We start from the raw sequence: 20,889 nt of genomic DNA, 5'->3' as shown, positions 1-20,889 counted from the left end.
CTTTTTACTCAACTATTTCTAAATCTGAGTTAGCACTTTCTTTTTTACCCAATGTAATCATGATCACAATGAAGCTAAGCGCAAATGCTGAAACGTTAATCATCCATCCTAAATTGTAAGATCCAGTTTGATCAAAGAATAAACCGATCAGGTAAACTGAAGCTGACATTGCAAAGGCACCGATCATATTAATGACAGAAAGAATGTTGCTGTAATCTTTTTCACCAAAGATTTGACGAATAAGATATGGTAAAGCAACCAAGCAAACTCCTTGACCTAAACCTAGAATTACAGCAGCTAAAATCAATAAATTGCTTTCTCTAAGCATTGCCTGGCCGCCCCAACCGATTACACCAAATAAAGAGTAAACGGCTAAAACTAACTTGGCATTAAACTTATCCAGAAAATAACCGATAGAAATCTTACCAATTGCGGCACCAATCATTACTCCAGATACAACAGTTGCGGCAGTAATCGGTGAAATTCCGATATTAGTAATATGTCCTGAAATATGTTGGACAGAACCAGAAACAAATTGCAGTGCAAGCATAGCGAAAGCTACAGCGTAAAATACTGGCATCTTCAAAGCTTGCTTTAAACTTAAACCTGTTAAAGCCACCTTTTTACTTGATCGCATTGCCTTGCCATATGCAGGATATTGCGTCGTTGGTTCAGGCTTAATAGAAATAGCTAAAGGAACCAAAATTAGCCCAATTAGCATTGCTTCTCCAACGAAGCCGCCACGCCAACCAAATTGTTTAATCACTTCGGCAATAATCGGATTAAAAATTGTTCCACCTAAAGCAGACAGTCCAAGCGAAATTCCCATCACTGTACCGAGCTTTTGGTTAAACCACTTGCTAAGCAAAACAGGAATTGACAAAGTAATTGCGATTGGCTGACAAATCCCAATGATTGTCCAAGCAAGATAAAAATGAACTAATGAATTGGCAAATGTTAAGCTAAGCATGCTAACGGCAATTAAGGCAAAACAAGCAGTTAAGAGCCAGCGTAAGTTTACCTTTTCCATGATTTTACCTGCAAAAAGCAAAGCAATTGCGGCTGCCGCGTTCTGGAACGTCGTCATTAGTGCAACGTTAGCACGGCCTACATTAAACTCTTGACTGATTGGCCCGAAGAATAACCCAATTGTGTTAACCAATAGGCCGAACCCAATCATTGAGATAAAACAACAAACAATAAATATCCACCAAGGAAAAAATGATTTTTTATTTGTCACTTCTTTTCCAACTTTCTAAAAATTAGTCTTTAATTATTATATGTGAAAAGGATCACTTAATGCTTTAAGAAAATTTAAAATTAGCTATAAAAAATGCCCCACAATGTGAGGCATTTTAAACGATCAACGAATTTATTATCTTTTAATGTAAGGCTTTACTATGTCAAGCAATTCTGTCAATGCATTCAAACTACTTAACGTTTGAACAGAAAATGGCTTGCCTGGTTCTGCAGGTGTTCCGTTGTCTAAGAATAAATAAGCATATCCTTTGAAGACATCTATGTTAACACCTAATCTATCTGCATTAGTATTAGCTTCACGAAGCATTATTGCAGGTGATCCTAGATTATCTGTTAAATGATGGTAAACGCTCCAATTTTCTGAATCCTTAACTTTTTGTTCAATCTTTTGCAAAATTTCTTTGTCTGTCATATAACTTCCTCCGAACTTATGAATATAAGTTCATAACTATCAATAGTTTACAAATTTATCCTTCATGTCTATGACAGCATATTAAGTTACAGCGCTTACAAAATAAGAACAAAAACTATTATCTGTTTTTACTAATTTGCTATCTCATTAAAACAAACTACTCATATATTCGCTAACTGCACGCTGTTGCATTTCTTCCCAGCTATTAAAATTAGTTTCCTTCTTAACAAAATTATCTACCACTTTTTGACCTAATTGTTCAATATCAGGAAAACTTTTTGCACCTAATTCTCTTACAAAAACATCAATCGTAGTAAAATGAGTATTCTTTTGCATGAATCGTGGATTAAACAAGTCTTGATAAGACACTGCTTGTTGACCACCCTGTTCTTCCGCTACCTTCTCTAAATTTCTCTTCAATTCATCTTTTTCTTTATTCATTATCTTCAACCCGAATTATAAAACCTAATAAAAACTAATATTCCTAATAGCTTTTATCATGTCTCACTCACCCTAGCTTTTGCTAGAGCGATTTTTTTAAGCGTTAAGCTCTGTGGGTACGGTTGAACGCGGCGCGGTTAATATTTCTATTACCCTATTAATAGGGACTGGCTTTGATCTGCCCCACATGAAGGTTCTTTGATTCTTGTTTTTCTTTAGCCTAGGAACATTCCCTAGCTCTAAGAATGGACTTAAAGTCCTTTGCGACATGTCCTCAGCTTAGCTGATAAAAGGAGAGGCATTCCGCCTTTCGCTTTGTGGCAGTCGACTTATTTAATAATTCTTCTTAACTGGCAATTCTTTGATCAAGAATTGCTTTTACTTTTTTATATGGCGTATAAAGCGTAATTTCTTTATCTGTGGCTCTTGCTAGGATATTCTTTGATGCAGCGATATTACAGTCCATTTCTCCACAATTAGGACATAAGGTCTTTTCATTGTGCTTGCCAAATCTTACGATAAAGTGCCGTCCGCAATTTGGACAATATTGGGAAGTGTAGGCTGGGTTAACGTCTTTAAAGTCAATGCCATATTGCTGGCAATAATACTCTAAACGTTCATTTAATACTCCTTTAGTCCATGAGGAAAGATTGCGTCTAACTTGGCGTTCATATTTACTGCCTTTCTTAGCTATTTTTTCCTTAGTAAAGGTCAAATCTTCTTTAACAATCAAACTTGGTGTTTCCAGCTTAATCATTGTTTTAATTGCATGGTTAATTTTGCTTTCAAGACAAGCATGATAAGATGCGTGGCGCTTATCTTTGCGCTTATGACCAATATTATTAGCGTTCAACTTGTTTAATTGCCTAGTTAATTGCTTTTTCTTGATAATTTGTTTAGGTATATTGGCGTTTTTTAGCTGATTAAGCTTTTTCTTTAATTGATAGCGATAACCGTAATAAGGATTGCGTCTAGCTAAGTATTGGCTTTCCTGTTCAATTTCAGGTCTAGTAAACTGGCTAAAACCTTTGCCATATTCACGACCACTACTGCAAGAAACCAGCGTGGCAAGCCCTTTATCAATACCGAGTTTAGTGCCTGCTTGATATTCTTTCTTTTGTCTAACTTTAATTACCTTATGAATTTCAATCCGCTTTTTATCGCGATCTAAGATAATTTGTAAATTGCCATTTAAACGATAATGCCATGGACTTGTCAGCTTTAAACTAAATCTCTTTCTTGATACATGCGATGAAATGGCAAGCTCTTCTAGCTGATCGCCGGTAAACTTGTACATGCTTTCATCATAAGTCATAGATTTATTTAAGCTATGATGCTTTCGAGGAGTATATTTATAGCGTCTAGTTAATCTGCTTAAATATGAATAAGCATGTTTTCTTTGTTTAGGCGTAACAGCTTCTTCTAATTCTGCTAGGTGCTTTTGCAATCCGTGAGACAAATCTAAAAGTACTGCTTGATTGTTGGTTAAGGCATAATACCACAACTCTCTAATGGAAAGCAGATAGTAGATCAAGTGTCTTTCATCTTTATCTATTGCCTCATTTGCTTGCACGACTCTACGAATTTGGTTAGCTAAATTACTCCACATCGAATTGATGTTGGCACAAGCATCGCTTAATGCGTAACACCAATGTTTATCTAAGAAATTGTATTTGGCTACATACTTTTTGTTTTGCTTAGAGCCTTTAATTTGATCACGTAATTTGCGATACTGCTTAACATCAAGCATATGACTGATGCCACAATATTGATTTAGAAACATATTGCGACATTTGCCATAATTTATAAAAAGCTGATCTAATTTAGTATAAGTATCTTCATCAAGCTTAAGCGAGTATGCTCTAACGGTCTTTGAATAGCTCTTGATTGGTTTTGATGATCTTTTCATTATGATGGCTTCTCTTTCCATAAAGCTTAGCAGAATAAACAGTAATAACTGAAAGCACATCGTCTACTAGCTCTTCATTAGAGCTTTCGGCTTTGGTTTGATTAATAACTGTTATTTCAACATCGTTTTCTTGGCATATGTCTTCAATTAATTCAAAACCAAATCTAACTAAACGATCCTGATAATTGACTACTACTTGACTGCATTGCTGGGTGCAGATCAGATGAATCAGCTCTTTTAAGCCTTTTTTGTGATAATTAAGCCCTGAACCAATATCAGAAATAATCTTAAACGGCTTGCCTTGCATTTCACAGAAATTAGTAACTACTGCTATTTGACGCTTTAAATTATTTTTTTGTCCGGCAGAAGAGACACGACAATAGCCAATTATCAATTTATCTTTGGATACTGGCTTGGCAGGCTTTTTCCCTGCTAGTGCATCATCCAGCATTTGCGGGGTATATCTTCTTTGATTTCCAGCAGTTCTGATTGGCTTAATAATTCCTTTTCTTTCCCACAGCCTTAGAGTAGGAATTGCGATATTTAAATATTTAGAAGCTTGTCCGATAGATAAATACTTGGGTAATTGTTTATTGGATGCCATAAAAAAACGGCTCTATAATTTTTCCTGTTGATGACTTATCAATATGATAAGCTGTTAACAGGTTTTTTATTGCATAAAAAAGGAGGACATAGTCCCCTGTAATAAAAAATCTATCCTACTAAACATTTTATAAATAAAGGTGTGTTTCTATGTCCTCTTTTAATAATTGTATTAAATTTGATCTTGATATTAAAGAAAAAAATATTGTTTTCAAAGACTATTTCTACAAAATGGTCCAGATGAAAAAGCACAAAATCTATGAAGCAGAATTGATTCAGCCTGCTTGTCCTTACTGTGGCTCCTTGGCTCTCCTGCATAATGGACATCTGATTACCAACATTCGCTATTTAACAGCTAATGCCAGCCATCCAGTAACTATTAGACTGGCTAAGCAGCGAGTTAGATGCCGTGATTGCAGTCGCTGGTCAATGGCCCCATCAGAATTGGCAAGCAAGTACTGTTCTATTTCTAATGCCTCTAAGCTAAAAATTTTGTCTGCGTTAACTGAAGATCGTTCGATGACCAGCATTGCCAGAGAAAACAATGTTTCTGTCAACACGGTTCAAAGAGTTTTAGGCAGCTGCTCTCACCGTTTCCTTGACAGCTATGAGTATCTGCCAGCTCATTTGGCTTTCGATGAATTCAAAGGCGTTGATCGTCAGCTGCACTTTATCTGCTTAGACGGCGATAGTCATCAAGTCGTGCAGATTCTTAGAACGCGTTATAAGAAGAATCTGCTTAAGTATTTTGGACGTTTTTCGCCTCAAGCCAGAGCCAACGTTAGAACCGTTACGATGGATCTCAACTTTTACTATCAGGACATTGTCAGAGCCTGTTTCCCTAATGCTCAGATTGTCATCGATCGCTTTCACATGATTCAAATGCTTACTCGTTCTTTTAACTCGCTCAGAGTTAAAGTCATGAAGACCTTTGATAAAAGATCCAGACAGTATCAGCTGCTCAAATCTCCCTGGAAGCTATACTTGAAGAAATATGATGAATTGGAAAAAATTCATCCTCGCTACAACTGGCACTATAAAGACTGCTTAACACAAGCTCAAGTAGTCATGGAAGGCATCAGTGCCAATACTGCTTTAGAGAACTCATATAACCTGATGCAGAGTTTTATTCAAGCAATTGAAACAAACAACACTCAAGAGCTTAAATCATTGATTACCAGCAAAGATTCAATTGGAACCCTAATGCATAAGACGCTGCTAACTTTTAAATACAATCTAAAAGCGGTGCTTAACGGTGCGGCGCTGCCTTATTCTAATGGCTGTCTTGAAGGCTTCAACCGCAAAATCAAGCAAATCGAACGAACAGCTTTCGGCTATTCCAATTTTATCAATTTATTAACCAGAATTCGTTTAGAGGAAAATCAATATACAGAAAAAGAACCAAACAGCCTTTTAATGACTGCCTGATTCTATTCATTTACTCTCTATCAACAGGATTTGACAAAGAGCCAAAAAAACTCCTCAACTTTCGTTAAGGAGATTATATCACTTATTGACATAAATTAACAGATTATGCCACTTTTTAATATTTATTTTGTTAACTGCTGATAACCCTAGCTAATTTTTAATTACTATTAAAATAATACATTGATTAGTAATAATTCGCTATAATGAAAGCAGAATACTTACTTGGAGATTAAAAAATGACGAATCGTTACAAAAGTGTATTTGATATTATCGGGCCGGTATGGTAGGACCGTCTAGTTCACATACAGCTGGTGCTGTTGCAATCGGCCGAGCTGGAAACAAGCTGTTTGGAGGAGTTCCTAGAAAAGTAACAGTGCATTACTACGGCTCTTTCGCCCAAACGCACCGTGGCCATGGTACAGACTATGCCATTGCCGCAGGGATTTTAGGCTTTGACACAGATGATCTACGCGTACCCAATGCACCCGAAATTGCTAAAAAACGCGGCATTGACATTCGTTTTGTCGAAGAAGATGGCCCCAGTCCAATTGATCATCCCAATACAGCAATTTTAGACATGTCCAGCGGAACCAAAAAAGCACAAATATCAGGCTGTTCTATCGGTGGTGGATCGATCGAAATTCGTCATTTAGTAATTCACGATACCGCGATCACTCCGACAGGCTCACTGCCAATTATCATTTGGCTTGATTATGAAAAAGAGATACTTAACGAGCAGAATTTGACTTCTTTATTGCAAGAAAAAGCTCCTTTTAGTAAAAAGAGAATTTTTCACACTAAGGATTGCAATATTTACGAATATGACGTCGAAAACTATCTCAAACCTGCCTTAGTAAAAGAATTAAAAGAAAAATTTGAAAATATTATTTGGCTTTAAAATGGAGCAAAATTATGTATAACCACATTAAAGAAATCGTTGCTGATTCTGAAAAACAGCAAAAACCAATTTCAGAATTGATTATTGAACAAGAATGCAAGCTGTCTGGTTTACCACGACAAAAAGTTTGGAACCGGATGAAACATAATTTAGCTACAATGCGTGCCGCCGTAGAACGAGGAAAAAGTGGCGATGGCGTTTTCTCAAAAACTGGTTTAACCGGTGGCGAAGCCGTCAAAATCAAGAAATATCGTCAAACCCACCATACTTTATCTGGTGACACAATTATGGCCGCAGTACAAAATGCTGTTGCCACTAACGAAGTCAACGCTTCAATGGGTGTAATTTGTGCTACTCCAACTGCGGGATCTTCTGGCACTTTGCCTGGTGTTTTGTTTTTATTAGAAAAAAGAATGGATCTTAGTGAAGAGCAAATGATTCGCTTTCTTTTTACGGCGGGCGGATTCGGCCTAGTTATTGCCAACAACGCAGAAATTGCAGGCGCAACTGGTGGCTGCCAAGCTGAAGTTGGTAGTGCATCTGCAATGGGCGCCGCTGCTGCAGTTGAAGCGGCTGGCGGTAGTGCTGAACAGAGCGCACAAGCGATGTCCATCGCTATGTCTAACCTGCTAGGACTGGTCTGTGACCCAATTGCCGGTTTGGTTGAAGTCCCTTGCGTTAAGAGAAATGCGATCGGTGCTGGCAATGCCCTGATTTCGGCGGATATGGCACTTGCGGGATGCACTAGCGTGATCCCAGCTGACGAATGTATCGATGCTATGAAAAAAGTTGGTCATCAAATGCCAGCATCCCTGCGTGAGACCGGAATCGGCGGCTTAGCTGGTACTCCAACCGGCCAAGCAATCAAAGCTAAAATTTTTGGCAAGGATGCGTGATAAAATGCGTGACGGTGAAACAATTAAAAACGATATTATCAATCAATTGGCGACAGTTATCGATCCTGAATTGAATGTTGATGTAGTCAATCTAGGTTTAATTTATGAAATCGATCTGGACAAAGATGGAATCTGTTTAATCAATATGACTTTGACTACCCCTACTTGTCCGTTAAATGGCTACCTAATTGATAGTATTACTCAGGCAGTTAAAAAAGTGCCAGAAGTAAAAAATGTTGATGTTGAATTTGTTTGGTATCCGGTCTGGACGCCTGATCGCATGAGCGATGCAGCGAAGAAATATTTTAATATAGATGAAAAACAGGACTAATCTGGTTGAGTTAGTCCTGTTTTTGGTTGCTCCACATACGTGGAGAATACCGCTTTTTGGGATGCTTCTTTTGATATTCTCTAAGGATCACCTCCACATACGTGGAGAATACTGGCTGTGGTTGCGTTTGTGGGTCGGGGGTTAAGGATCACCTCCACATACGTGGAGAATACATCATTCCCCATCTATCACAACCATTTGGAACAGGATCACCTCCACCCACGAGCTTAGTTGATCAATTACACATTCTTAATTATCCGCTGGTTAAGGCGGTTTGGGCTATCCAACTAAAAGCAGTACATCCGTTTACTCGAATCTAAAATGTTGAATCTTGAAGGATTTTAGTGATGAATAGTAATTCACGGATTTTGTTGGTTTGTGGGAACATATAAGTTTCAAAATAAAATCAGAGTGTCTGCGGAAGAACAAAGTCATTTGACATTTAATATGGTAAAACTTTGTGATCAGCCTGAAGATTACTTTGAATTACCTTGTAAGTTTTTTCATGTTCTTTATTAATACTTGTTGTATCCAAAATAAGAGTCGAATCTATATATGGATAAAGTTTTTCAGCATTATTATTGACATCATTAGTGGTTATAAGGATATTTTTCCTTGCTCTGACATTTTTTAATGCAGCACAAAATTGGGGGAAATCTGTACTATCTAATACAGACTGCACAGGATGAAAAACTGCAAAATCTTTATCAAATCCGAATGGAAAGTCTCTATTTCTCCTCCACTGCACAAAATTAGTAATCATCCCATACACGTTAAATGAATCTCTTAAATTGAATCTTGGAACTACTTTGCGAAGTCCTCTTTCAAGGAATTCCCTTTCATTAGGAACAGTAGTGTTACCAATTACAATAGTACCCTTATTAAATTCTTTCAAATCATAAAGGCAACTAAACACTAAAAGTAATTTATCATCATCAAAATATCCACGAATTAAAATTCTATTTGTTTCTTTATCAAGCAAAAGTTGCTCAAATCTCTTGATAAATTCTTTTGGTTCTAATTTTTCAATTCTATTACTCAACTTTTATCATCCCCCTCGCAGTAAATTGTCACTGCTAATACCCTTAAAATTGTCTACTTAACTGTATAAGATACTTGATCCGTAATATCACAGATTTCAGATATTTTTGCAATGATGGCTAAGATAACAGTAGCCGAGAAGTTGGTCTCAATTTCTGTTCCATTTTCCAACTTTTCCGGATTCCTATTAACTCTAAATAACATTCTATCAATCTGCCTATTTTCCTTAATGCGGTCAAAATTCAAACTGTCTTTATTCCAAATATCATTCAGAAAAGCAACTAACATTTGACGCCAGGTCTTTACCGAATAGTCATCTCCACTAATAGTAATCTGAACAGGTTTCTTACCAGTGACATCAACTGTTTGGGCTATTGTGTATTCACCAGTAATCTCATCTTCACCGACCTCTTTTATGTCTGGCATTGGGAAGATTTTTATTAGCTCATCAGTAAGCTTTCTAGTGCGGTCAGTGATGGTGTCCTTGCCCCAATGGTCATAAGTCTTCGCTACTTCTCTAGTAAGGAACACGTTTGAATCTTGATAATATTCTCTTTTTTCATTATAAGGCTTGTTACTCATTTCTTGATTGTACTTAGTAAGAGTTAAATTACCTAGTGTGCCACCAAATTGCTCTTTGATCTTATCCGCATTGGTAACTTGTAATCGCCATTCTTCATTTAAACGCTGAGGCATAATATGTTCTACTTGCGCATCGTTAAAATCAATTGTTTCTTTAGTATGGTGCTCTTCCAGAATAACCAATGCTAATTTAGCTAAGTGATTTCTTTGGTGATAAAGATCTACTTCCATCAAGCTATCGGACAATTTACGATCATCGGGGAAATTTGCTTTTAGCAGGCGTAGCAATCTTAGCTTTAAATTGCCATTTACCTTTGATAAATCACAAAGTCCAACAACAATTTTATTTAAGCCATTTGTTGGCAATTGGCATGCCTTTAAACGGAATAAGTAGCTCTCTAAAATATGCGCTAACCTATTAGCTTGTCCTTGATCAATTTCACCAGAGGTTATCAAATCCATTAGTAACATCAAGTAAGGGAACACTACTTTACTATCCATGACATTAATATGGTCCAAAATCCTGTTGAATTCACTATCTTCAGTTTTATGGTTTAGTATCTGGTCATAATAGTTGGCAAACTTAAATAAATCCGCTAATGCGTTTTCAGAATTTAATTTTTCAGCAATAAAGTAGTCTTTGTAACTCCCATAAACATTATTTCTCTTTACCGATACATGAGTTTTTACCACTAAGTAATGTCGAATAAATTCTGCAAAAGTCTTAGTTGCAAACATCCGCTCTATCTTAACCCAGTATTTTTTATAAAGGTCCGACTGCTCCTGCGAATCTAGTTTCATTAAAAGAAAGTTTCGCACTAGATCCGAGGATGAGAGTGAAAGCCCAGTTGAGTTTAAACTTTCAAAAATGACTTGCGGATTTTCTTCATTAGGGTCACTACTTAACTCAATATAAACCATGTTGAAGTGATTCATTGCTTCATACAATTTAGAACTATCAATGTCTGAATTACTAATCAATTTTTGGAACAGTCGATAGTTATCGATGACTTTTGACGGCTGATCGTAATCAGTCATTTCATTCATAACAGATTCAAATGCTTCATAGTCATGCTCGACCGGCTTTAACTTAAGGTGATTATTATCATCCAGATATTTATTGGTTAAATATTCTTCCTCAATTTCAGCTCGGTCTTGTTTATCAGCATCTGATAATGCCTTTAGTAGCAGAGTCAAACTAGTTAAACGTTGCTGTCCATCAATGATGCGATAGATATGACTCATCTTATTTCCAGTTTCAGTAACATAAACAATCGCGCCTATAAAATGATCAGTATCGTTTTGTGCAGCTATCGTTAAATCCTTAAAAAGCTGCTCACACTGTGCTTTATCCCATTCATAATTTCGCTGAAAAACGGGGATTTCAAAAATAGTTTTCCCACTTCCTAGGAAATCAAACAGATGGATACTATCAGCTTTCATCTATTCTTCCTCCCCAAATTCTCGTTGGACGACTTCCTGCAAAGTACCTTCTTGGGCATATTTAGCAGCATCAATCTGTTTAAAATGCTTTTCCAGTAAACTATTCTTCAGTTCTTTATCAAATCCAAAAATATAGTTAGTCGAAATCAAATAAATAATCCTCGTTGGTGCCAAGCCATATACCTGTTGTTCCATAATATGCTTAATACGTTCATGGTCATCTGGGAAGAGCTGTTTCATCTTCTCACTGCGAAATAATCGCTTAACAATTTCGGTAATATACAGCCCTGACTTCATATATAGGTCAACAAATGTTTTATTAGGATCATCAAAAATACCTGGATTATTTGTTTCCAGATCATCCACCATATGTTTAACAACTGCTTTTGGTGTAAAAATCTGATTAGTCTTTTGTGGAGGAATATAATCGAAAATATCCTCCGTGCTATTGTCATCAAAGTAATTACTTAATTGGTCCTTTTTTTCAAGGAACTGCTTAATAGAGTCATTAAACACTACTTCATCAAATAAATGACCATCAAAATGTTTCTCTTCATTGGTTTCGGCATCAACATAATCACCACCATCACGCAAGAAACGGAATTGATCCTCCGTGATGCCTGTTACTTCTTTGAAAACATCATCCTCGGTATAATCGTCAAAATTCTGCAAAGTTAAATTCTTATCACCGTAAGCCATAATAAAGCTGGGAATTGTACGAGAAAAACCCCGCAGGTGTGCTCTAGCATCTTCTTCAACATTATTTAATTTTTGCTCTTCCTCGTGCTTTTCAACACGTTCAACCACTTTAGCTGGAACATCTTCAACCGTCTTCTTAACGTGATCTTGTACTCTTTTGCTAAAATCATTCATAATATTCTGGACAGTAGTTTCATATTTTGTTTTAGCTTCATTAAGTTCTGCTTGATCACGTGCAGCTGCTTGTTCTTTCTTATAGTTAACTTCGGCTACTTTCTTTTGATCGTTAAGCTCGTCAGCAATCTTATTTAATGCCTGTTCATTTTCCTTTTCAATCTGTTGTTGTTGCTTTTTAGCTTCTCTCTTGGACAAGCCATAATCATTAGCGACTCTATTAATAACTTCTTTATTTAGAGAATCATTGACTTTCTTAGAAATAGACTTAGCTGCTGACTTAAAGTCCGTATTGTCAGCATCAGAAACTGAGTCTACTAACTGGTTTCCTAAGTCAGAGTAAACTTTGTCACCAAAAAGATCTTTTGATTTACCAATTACTTTCTCTTTAGGAATTTCAACTTCACCATCATCATTAACTGAAACTTCTTCAGCACCTTCAATAGCATTTTGCTCAGTCTTTTTTGCTTTCCCTTCTTTAGCTGTTACTAAACCATTTAATATTTCACGTACTTCGGCAGGTGCTGCAAAGATTCGAGAAATATTAGTAAACAAGAAGTTACTCATGAAACCACGTTTAACAACTTCTTGTGATTTTAACTGACGAGGTATAGACATAACCTGTTTAGCATCAAGTTCAACCATCTTGCCATCGCCATCTTCACCGATAACCGGGAAGAAATTCAGCAGTTTACGAATATTTGCTTCATGCTCAGCAGCGGTCCCCTTGCCATTTGAAGTTTCAGCCATTAAATCATTAGCAAATTCATCAAAAATAGTTAGTGTCCGAGTTGGATCAAAGTCAAAAACATAGGCATTTTCTTTTTGCATTAACTCGCCATTGCGCTCAAAAGTATATGGATTTTGTGCTCTAAAGGCAGCCTGCATGTACTCGGCGGGACTCTTCATACTTGAAAGCATCAAAACGGCCGACCAAGGTTTAACTGTTACACCAGTAGTCAGTTGGCCCACGCTTAAAGTGATAGTTTTATCGTATTCTTTAGTTGCTTTTTGAACTTTATCAATGGCTTTTTCATTGGCCTTCTCAAGTTGATCATCATTTAATTGGTCATCATCAAGTTTGCCATCACCCGCCGCAAGAATAATATGATAATGCTTAAAAACAGGATGCTGCTTCAATTTCTTTGCCAGAGCTTTAGCACTATCTATTCGGTTAAGCAGCCAGAAAGTATGTGCAAGTTCTGTTCTTAATTCTGGAGTTGAGAATGGGTATTTTTCTCCAGTAGTCAATGTATCAAGAAAATGATCCACTGCTTCATCGTAAACAAATTTACCATTCTGCGTTTTGAAAAATTCATTTAAATCAAATGCTGGATCTGCTTTGTCACCATTGTCTAAATCAACACCCTGTTTTAAAGTGTCTGCCATCAATTCTGATAATTGGTAAGTAAACATGTTTAAGCGTGGCATTACGGCATATGGATTGCTACCACCTTCAGCATCTTCATTCCAATCAGCTTTGGCTTGCTGTTCATCAGCATAAGACCAGTTGTAGATTTGATCCGCAGCAAATTTACCTTTGGCTAGGGCCTTAAACGGCGTACCAGTAAGATGAAGTGTATACTTACGTTTGATTTTGTCGAATGCCTTATCCGTCTTATAAGTATCCACACCTTCATGGGCCTCATCAATGATCAATAAATCCCAGTTAAGATCTTCAATCCACTTTAATTTGTCGTATTCTCCACCAAAGTAAACCGAACCTTTTAACCCTTGAAGACTCTCAAAAACAACCTGACCATAATCATTGCCATCAGAAATGGAATCAATAAATTCCTGACGAGAAAGTACTGGCTTATCTTTTAAGGCATCCGTTTCACTAACGAATTTAAGATTAGTTTGCCAAGCAATAAATTTGTCAAAATCATCAAACCAGGAGTTTGCAATACTAGGCCGATTTGTAACTACCAGTACATTCTGCATTTGCATCTTACGGACTAAATCATAAGTAGTGAGTGTCTTACCAAACCGTGGCTTAGCATTCCACAAGAATTCGCTGCCTTCACCATTTTTAAGAAAGTAAGCAATTGTTTGATCAACTGCCTTTTGCTGCTCTTTACGAAGCTCATACTGAACATGCTTATCATTACCTTGAACATTCCCATAATCACGATCAGCAAATTCGTGGAAGTATTGATGGGAAGTTCGGCCATCAATATGGAACCATTCTGTTTTTGGCTTACGCCCAATATGACGTTTCTGTGTCAGGTAATCATGAAAATCGTGATCGGTAAACGTCTCATCGGTTCCGTCTTCATACCGGGCGTTGCCGCGCCATAACAATTTAGTCTTTGCATCAACAGTATGACTTTGCTGCTTAATTCTGTCTTCCACAGATTGATAAGCGGTATAACCAATCTTGGTCCAACCATTGTGAGAAATATCGTTAGGAGTAGTATAAGCGTAAATCATGGGAATGATTCGTTTAAACGATTTAATTTTAGGAGTATTCATTATTTATCACTCCTTATGCTATTTACTCTATCATTGATATATTTAAATTCTTCTTGACCGAAACCTATGAGATTACAAAGTTGTTTATCAATATCTTGAGCAAAATCAATCAAATTATTGTTATTTGTGTAATCTAGTACATCAGGAACCCATTTTGCGAGAGACGATAATGCCTCGTCTGTTAACAAAAAAGTGTATTTAATTACTTTAGATTCAGCATACTTCATAAAGTTTTCAGCTTCATCCAACGTATCAAACGACCTCAATGCTACTCTTGATCTACCAAAAGCTGAATGATTATCCATAATAGATATTTGGTTATCACGTTTTTGGCCACCAGCATTTGCACTCGAAACTACCACTTGAAATTTACTAATATAGTCCTTATTTTTTTGGATAGAGTCTAAATCAGCTAAAAACCATGTAGCCCTTCCAGCTTTACCAGCTTTATCATTAGAAAATAACTTTACATATTTTTTATCATCAAAATTCCGTTTAAAGGGATGAATTTTATTAGGATTATCCTCGACAAAACTACTTTCAATTCCAAATAACGATCTTGGAAGTATTGCGTCATGTAAATAATTTAAAGAAAACTTTTTTACAAACGCTGATATTTTTGTAACCATGGATAAATCAGCAGGATTCAACGGAAGTATTTGTTCTCCAGGATTATCTAAATTTAATTTCTTAGTTTTACCTGACTTAGAGTAAATATACTTAAACCCTGAGGTGGTTTTATTCATATCTTTTACAACTATAGAAATCCCATCAGCAATTCCAACCTTATCGAAAATTTCATTTGCATCAGGATAAAACGTTACCTCTTTTAGATGCGGATCGTTTATTTGGATCAGTCCAAATTTTTTCATTCCCTTTCCAGATTGCTGAATCCATCTACCACCTGGATAAATTAGAGAAACGCACTTTCTTGTTACTTTATCAGCCTGTTCCTGAAACAATTGAAAAATATTTTTTACGCTTTTCTGACCATTTTTCCTACTTAACTCAGAAGTTTCTTCTTGATAAGGTGGATTACCGATTACAACATCAAACTTAAATTTCTTATTAGCCATTTTTACACCTCATATACTTTTGTCAACTGCACCGGTTGATTCTGCTTAGAATCACCATTTTCAAAATCATCAAATAGGCTCAATTGTCCTTCGTTGGCGTTTAAATCATCCATATCATCGTTGTTAAACAATGATTTATACGTGAATGTGTTCTGCTTTACCTTATTTCCAGATGGGATCCACTCCCTGAACTCAATTAACTTATTCTCTGAATTCTTGAAAGTCAGTGTGTTTCCCTGAACAATATTCACATCGATAATATACCGTGCCGATTTATATAGATCAGTATTACTACTGAGTGCTTTTTGCATGAACGTTTGATAGTGATTTATAAAAACATCTATCATCGCTCTTTTAGCTCTAATTAGGTTATCCTGAAGCAACTCAATCGCATAAATGCTCATCAAAGCCCACAGTGCATTATTTTTCCACGTAATCTTGTTAGATATTTGATCTACATAGCTAAGCTTTTGATGTAGGATTTCTTTCAAAAATGCTCCCTCTCCCGCACTAGGCTCAAAGAACGTGGCATGAAGATCGTGCAATTTTTCTTGAATGGCTGGTTCAGACAGCATCTTTTTCACCATCCATTTAGGGGTAAAAACTTCACCATGATGTTGAACTCGTTCCTTAGATTTAATTAGGTGACCATCATCACCTATTGCTTTTAATTCAAATTTTTTATGATCAGTTTCAAATTTTTGATCATCGAAAAGGCTTATTTCTTCCTTGCTCATTTTAAATAAATATCACCTCTATCCTCCTTTATTATTCCTTCTGTTACTTTCGTACGATCTCCATAATGTCACTAATATCACAGTCTAAGGCCTTACAAACCTTTAGTAATATCTCAGTCGTAACATTACCATTCCTACCCAACTTAGCAATTGAAGCGGCACTAACTCCACTAGCCTGTTGTAGATCTTTCTTTTTCATGCCACGATCAATTAATAGCTTCCATAATTTATTGTACCTAAAGCTGATCTCACTCATTATCCAAACTATTCCTCTCTTTATTTACTTAATTGAATATTTCTGGCACATTAACTTTTATCTCTTTTGTTTCATTGATATCATCCGGATCGTTAGCATCGTCTATTCTATTTGATATTAATGGTCCAAAGGGGCCGTTAACAATAAATTCATCCGCTTTGTCCTCTATATATTGCGACGACTCCCGAGAATATCCATTTTGTTGTAACCATATTCGAAGATCATTACTAGTTCCATATTCAAGGTATTGGTACCAATTATTATCTAAAGGAATACTATTAGCGGACAGTTCCTTTGAAACTTTGAGAAAATACTTTCCTAGTACAAAATTCAGTTTGTTCAGTTGATTCATAGTGATATTGATCGCAATAGTATCCCAATTAATGTTCCATACTAACTTTCGACTTTGATCTAATCTATCAAGAAATTGAAAATCTCGTTGGCGAATTTCAATAACAAAATCACAGATCTGCTTAAGGCTATATCCGCTAATCCACATCAAGGTTAATTTGGCATAATCTTCCAACGTCTGATGTTGTATATTTTCATCTGAATCAGCATGAATAAATTTTCTTTCATACAAATTCCAGCTAAAAATATGCGCTAATTTTAGGAAGAATTGATAAGTCCCTTCAACATTTAGCTTATTTTGATCATTAAATATTTGAGGAAATCCCTTAACTTCTTCACCCGTTATTGCTTTCTTTAACAACCTCGACTGGTCAGCAGAAAAGTTTATATCATCCTGCAATTCATCAGGGTATTTAGAATGCAACGCATTAATAATCACTGCTTCATCATTCTCTGAAATTTTCTTTTTAAATTGCTTTCGAGTGAATCCTTCTTGGCCATGATTTAGTTCTTTAATATAGATTAAAGATATCTTTCTGAGTAAGTTGTAGTTTCTCTTATCCGTTACTGCAGAAAGTTTAATATCCCCTGTACTTAATGATTTTTTAATTGCTGCTACTTGTTTAGGTTTTAATGCTTTTTCTACAGATAGATCCTCATTGCTTAGTTTCTTGATTAAATACTTCAAATAAGAATTTAAGCTACTGTGCGATTTCTCTTTTTCGCCGGTAATAAGAAAAACATTGCCAATCATAGAGTGGCCTAATCTGCCAACCCGACCAATTAAATTTAAGAACTCCAACTGGTTTAGTTTCTTCTTACCATTGCTAAGTGAAGTAACAAAAATATTGTCAGCTGGTAAATTTACCCCCTCTAGTAAAGTGCTTGTACAAAAAAACCTTTAGGATTCCCTTACGGTACGCTTCTTCAATTTTGGTTCGGACATCAATTGGTAATTCCCCAATATGAAAAGCTATTCCTTTTTTCACTAAATCAACTAGTACATATTTAGGATTAATCTTCCTACTGAACAGCTAACAGGTACTCAGGTTTATTTTGCCCATGCTTATTCACCACATGAACGCGGTAGTAATGAGAACCGTAACCGAATTTTGCGACGGTTTATTCCCAAGGGACAAGCCATTGAAGAACTAAGTGATTACCAACTGGTTCAAATCAATTGGTATCTGAATTCACGGCCACTTAAATGTCTTAATTGGCATACACCAATCGAGATCTTCTTGCTTAATCTACGTCACTAAATTCGTTCAAGTTATTTCTTGCAATCTGCCTAACTCAATCCTTAGTACCAAACTGACCGATTCGTACATACCACAAACGCTACCATATCAAGGCTCACCTCTACTTTCACTACCCTAATCGACACGACCTGCCAAACTGGACAATCGTCTACTCGACTATCGAAATAGGACATAGAACACTCGACCCGCCAGCTTCAAATAGAAAAAGTGTACTAATTCCAATCGTTAAAGCCAGAATCAGTACACTTCCGATCACCTAAAAATGCCGTTACACCGGCGTTTGCAAGCTATTTTTCTGTACGTTCCAGGACAGTGACACTCTCAACATACGTGGAGAATACTATTATTTACATATTTCATTGACTTTAATGATGGGATCACCTCCACATACGTGGAGAATACTGATGCTTATACTTTTGGTGAGTTACAAGATTAGGATCACCTCCACATACGTGGAGAATACTGATGCTTATACTTTTGGTGAGTTACAAGATTAGGATCACCTCCACATACGTGGAGAATACTTACGTTCAAGTGAAAACGAAACAAAAACGTTAGGATCACCTCCACATACGTGGAGAATACTTACGTTCAAGTGAAAACGAAACAAAAACGTTAGGATCACCTCCACATACGTGGAGAATACGTAAGACGCCTCATGCATTAGCTGGAGAAGTTAGGATCACCTCCACATACGTGGAGAATACACTAAAAGATCCCTTATCATTGAGCCATTTCAATTTTATGAAAACTAAAATTTATTCAGTTTCATCCTATTTATTTTATTCTTTTTTATTTATATCTTCTACTCATTTTAAATTTTTCCTTCCTAATTTAAAAACTTCTAAAACACGAGTAAAATAACCAATGAATTCCCAAAAATTATGGAGGAGAAAATATATGTTGAAAAAGACAAAGTGGAACACAGCTATCGTGGCAGTTTTGCTTGGTGCAGGAATTGTTCTACTAATCACGTTCAAGCCGATGCTGTTAGCGATGCTCAATCAAATACTCAAGTAGTACAGAACTCTAATCAGTCTCAAAGTTCTACTACAGAAAAGAAAGCTCCAGCTTTCAATAAGAGCGATTATCTCTCATCTAATCCTAAGATCATTCGCTTAAAGCACAATGCTACTATCTATAAGGAATGCTGCTTTAACTCAAGTTGATCATCATGCTAAAAACGGATATCACTACTTAACTAGCAAGTTGGTCACTCCCACTGATAGTGCTCCAGTCTTAAAATTAAGCAACGGCAAGTACATCAGTGCTAAGAAATCATTGATTGCCAAAGTTAAGGGTTACCAAAATCCTAAAGGCTATCATCAAGTTCATTACACTCAAATCAAGCCATATGGTCACGTTGGCTACAACCTTTAGCGCGGATACGAAGGTATTAAAACTTGGAAAGTAATGCACCGTATGGGTACTTGGTATGGCAAGAACTACTACAACCAAGCTACTTACAATGCAGTTAAGAACTTCCAACGTCATCATGGTTTAAAGGCAACTGGTAATGTTAACCTTAAGACTTGGCAAAAGATGGGCTTTTCTAAAAAGTCTTGGTACGGCATTGATAGTTATGTTGCCCCATTAAAGGCTAAGGCTTGGCAAGGCAGAAAAGCTCACGTCGAAGCAATGATTAACCAAGCTTACAAATATATGGGTAAGCCATGGCTTGCAGGTTGCTCTTCAAGTCCCGCTTATGGTGTAGACTGCTCTGGTTTAGTAATGCAAGGGCTGTACGCTGGAGGAATTAGTCCTGTCCCAACTAGCTCAATCGGTCACGCTCACCCAGGCAACGAATGGAACTCACGCAACCTTTGGGCAGACAAGCACCTCAAGCGTGTGGCATATTCTCAAAGAAGACGTGGTGACTTGGTATTCTACTACCAACCAGGTACACACACTATCTGGCACGTTGCTATTTACTTAGGTAACAACCGTGTTATCGAAAGTTGGCCACCATGTGTAATGGTTGCTCCAATTTCCAACAGTCAACGTAACGTTATTGCCGGAATTAAGCGTCCATTCATCTAAGGCTTATTATGAAAACAAAAATTGTATTCATTAGTATTATTTCCTGCTTCTTGCTCACTGGCTTTTCTACTACAGTTAAAGCTGATGAAACTGATCAATCTCAGACCAGCCAAACGAATAATCAAAGCAGTCAGACCAGCAGTAATACGCAGCAGCAAAATAATACGCAAGAAAATAAATCTGATTCTTCTCAAAACTCAGAAAATAAACAGAATCAGACCACCCAAAATTCAAACAATACTCCAGCTAAAAACAATAGCGGCTGGAAAGTAACTAATGGCAATACCTACTACTTAAAAAATGGTTCCGCAATCAAGGGTCTAAAAAAGATTAATGGTTACTGGTACCTATTTAACAAAAATGGCGTCATGCTTAAAGATGTGCGTAAAATTCCTCACACCAAGCATTACAGCTACTTTGACTATTTAGGAAAGGAAGATTTCATGAAATATTTATCAAGAAATCAAGCAGAACAATGGCTGAATCAACATACACTTTATGGTAAAAAGAGAAAAATGTTTAACAACAAATTTTTATCAGGAACTAAACAATACGTATCGTTTAGTTCCTGATAA

The 20,889-nt window shown here is 36.5% G+C and carries 16 protein-coding genes and 3 pseudogenes; 7 read left to right on the top strand and 12 right to left on the bottom strand.

Annotated features, from left to right (window positions below):
• Positions 1–4: 4 nt before the first annotated feature.
• The 5 genes from ICI50_RS03685 to ICI50_RS03665 form a co-directional block, all read right to left on the bottom strand.
• The gene (locus ICI50_RS03685) at positions 5–1,240 is read right to left on the bottom strand and encodes an MFS transporter (protein WP_188891998.1); all 1,236 of its coding nucleotides are present in this window, start codon (positions 1,238–1,240) and stop codon (positions 5–7) included.
• 135 nt (positions 1,241–1,375) lie between these two features.
• Complete coding sequence (locus tag ICI50_RS03680; protein ID WP_023191368.1) at positions 1,376–1,672, bottom strand: hypothetical protein; 297 nt, start codon at positions 1,670–1,672, stop codon at positions 1,376–1,378.
• A 147-nt stretch (positions 1,673–1,819) separates the two neighbouring features.
• On the bottom strand, positions 1,820–2,113 hold the full coding sequence (locus ICI50_RS03675; RefSeq protein WP_023192717.1) for a hypothetical protein: 294 nt from the start codon (positions 2,111–2,113) through the stop codon (positions 1,820–1,822).
• Positions 2,114–2,459: 346 nt separating this feature from the next.
• Positions 2,460–4,022 (bottom strand): RNA-guided endonuclease TnpB family protein, encoded by a 1,563-nt coding sequence (locus tag ICI50_RS03670; RefSeq protein WP_244964963.1) that lies wholly within the window; start codon positions 4,020–4,022, stop codon positions 2,460–2,462.
• A complete protein-coding gene (locus tag ICI50_RS03665) occupies positions 3,976–4,626 on the bottom strand; it encodes an IS607-like element ISLhe9 family transposase (RefSeq protein WP_188891996.1) in 651 nt (216 codons plus the stop codon). Before ICI50_RS03665 ends, ICI50_RS03670 begins: the two co-directional genes overlap by 47 nt.
• Positions 4,627–4,775: 149 nt before the next feature.
• On the opposite strand from ICI50_RS03665, the gene ICI50_RS03660 reads away from it, so the two are divergent.
• The 4 genes and pseudogenes from ICI50_RS03660 to ICI50_RS03645 all read left to right on the top strand — a co-directional run bounded on the left by ICI50_RS03660 (position 4,776) and on the right by ICI50_RS03645 (position 8,178).
• Positions 4,776–6,053, top strand: a complete 1,278-nt coding sequence (locus ICI50_RS03660) for an ISL3 family transposase (RefSeq protein WP_188891994.1) — start codon at positions 4,776–4,778, stop codon at positions 6,051–6,053.
• Positions 6,054–6,289: 236 nt separating this feature from the next.
• Positions 6,290–6,951: pseudogene (locus ICI50_RS03655) on the top strand (serine dehydratase beta chain).
• Positions 6,952–6,965: 14 nt separating this feature from the next.
• The gene (sdaAA, locus tag ICI50_RS03650) at positions 6,966–7,847 is read left to right on the top strand and encodes an L-serine ammonia-lyase, iron-sulfur-dependent, subunit alpha (RefSeq protein WP_188891992.1); all 882 of its coding nucleotides are present in this window, start codon (positions 6,966–6,968) and stop codon (positions 7,845–7,847) included.
• Positions 7,848–7,851: 4 nt separating this feature from the next.
• Positions 7,852–8,178 carry a metal-sulfur cluster assembly factor gene (locus tag ICI50_RS03645; RefSeq protein WP_188891991.1) on the top strand — a complete coding sequence of 109 codons (327 nt, stop codon included), beginning with the start codon at positions 7,852–7,854 and terminating at the stop codon, positions 8,176–8,178.
• Between the two features lie 442 nt (positions 8,179–8,620).
• Here the strand turns inward: ICI50_RS03645 and ICI50_RS03640 are convergent, their stop codons facing one another.
• The 7 genes from ICI50_RS03640 to ICI50_RS03610 are packed head-to-tail and all read right to left on the bottom strand — an operon-like array spanning position 8,621 to position 17,766.
• Positions 8,621–9,220 (bottom strand): hypothetical protein, encoded by a 600-nt coding sequence (locus ICI50_RS03640; RefSeq protein ID WP_188891989.1) that lies wholly within the window; start codon positions 9,218–9,220, stop codon positions 8,621–8,623.
• A 53-nt stretch (positions 9,221–9,273) separates the two neighbouring features.
• Positions 9,274–11,244, bottom strand: coding sequence for a DUF262 domain-containing protein (locus ICI50_RS03635; RefSeq protein ID WP_188891987.1), 1,971 nt, complete (start codon positions 11,242–11,244; stop codon positions 9,274–9,276).
• Complete coding sequence (locus ICI50_RS03630; RefSeq protein ID WP_188891985.1) at positions 11,245–14,592, bottom strand: DEAD/DEAH box helicase family protein; 3,348 nt, start codon at positions 14,590–14,592, stop codon at positions 11,245–11,247.
• Positions 14,592–15,668 (bottom strand): Eco57I restriction-modification methylase domain-containing protein, encoded by a 1,077-nt coding sequence (locus tag ICI50_RS03625; RefSeq protein WP_188891983.1) that lies wholly within the window; start codon positions 15,666–15,668, stop codon positions 14,592–14,594. Before ICI50_RS03625 ends, ICI50_RS03630 begins: the two co-directional genes overlap by 1 nt.
• Positions 15,669–15,670: 2 nt before the next feature.
• A complete protein-coding gene (locus ICI50_RS03620) occupies positions 15,671–16,405 on the bottom strand; it encodes a methylase (protein ID WP_188891982.1) in 735 nt (244 codons plus the stop codon).
• A gap of 43 nt (positions 16,406–16,448) precedes the next feature.
• Positions 16,449–16,652, bottom strand: a complete 204-nt coding sequence (locus ICI50_RS03615; RefSeq protein ID WP_424991497.1) for a helix-turn-helix domain-containing protein — start codon at positions 16,650–16,652, stop codon at positions 16,449–16,451.
• 37 nt (positions 16,653–16,689) lie between these two features.
• Positions 16,690–17,766, bottom strand: a complete 1,077-nt coding sequence (locus tag ICI50_RS03610) for a hypothetical protein (RefSeq protein ID WP_244040345.1) — start codon at positions 17,764–17,766, stop codon at positions 16,690–16,692.
• A gap of 274 nt (positions 17,767–18,040) precedes the next feature.
• Between ICI50_RS03610 and ICI50_RS03605 the strand changes: the two are divergent.
• From ICI50_RS03605 to ICI50_RS10780, 3 genes and pseudogenes are all read left to right on the top strand, one after another.
• A pseudogene (locus ICI50_RS03605) lies at positions 18,041–18,274 on the top strand (transposase); the annotation flags it as partial.
• 1,076 nt (positions 18,275–19,350) lie between these two features.
• Positions 19,351–20,314, top strand: a pseudogene (locus ICI50_RS03600) (NlpC/P60 family protein); the annotation flags it as partial.
• Positions 20,315–20,322: 8 nt separating this feature from the next.
• Entirely contained in the window at positions 20,323–20,886 is a 564-nt protein-coding gene (locus tag ICI50_RS10780; protein ID WP_244040344.1) for a hypothetical protein, read from the top strand.
• Positions 20,887–20,889: the final 3 nt, after the last annotated feature.

It is taken from the genome of Lactobacillus kefiranofaciens (genome assembly GCF_014656585.1).
Classification (GTDB): domain Bacteria; phylum Bacillota; class Bacilli; order Lactobacillales; family Lactobacillaceae; genus Lactobacillus; species Lactobacillus kefiranofaciens.
This window is presented reverse-complemented; position numbering and strand designations above follow the sequence as displayed.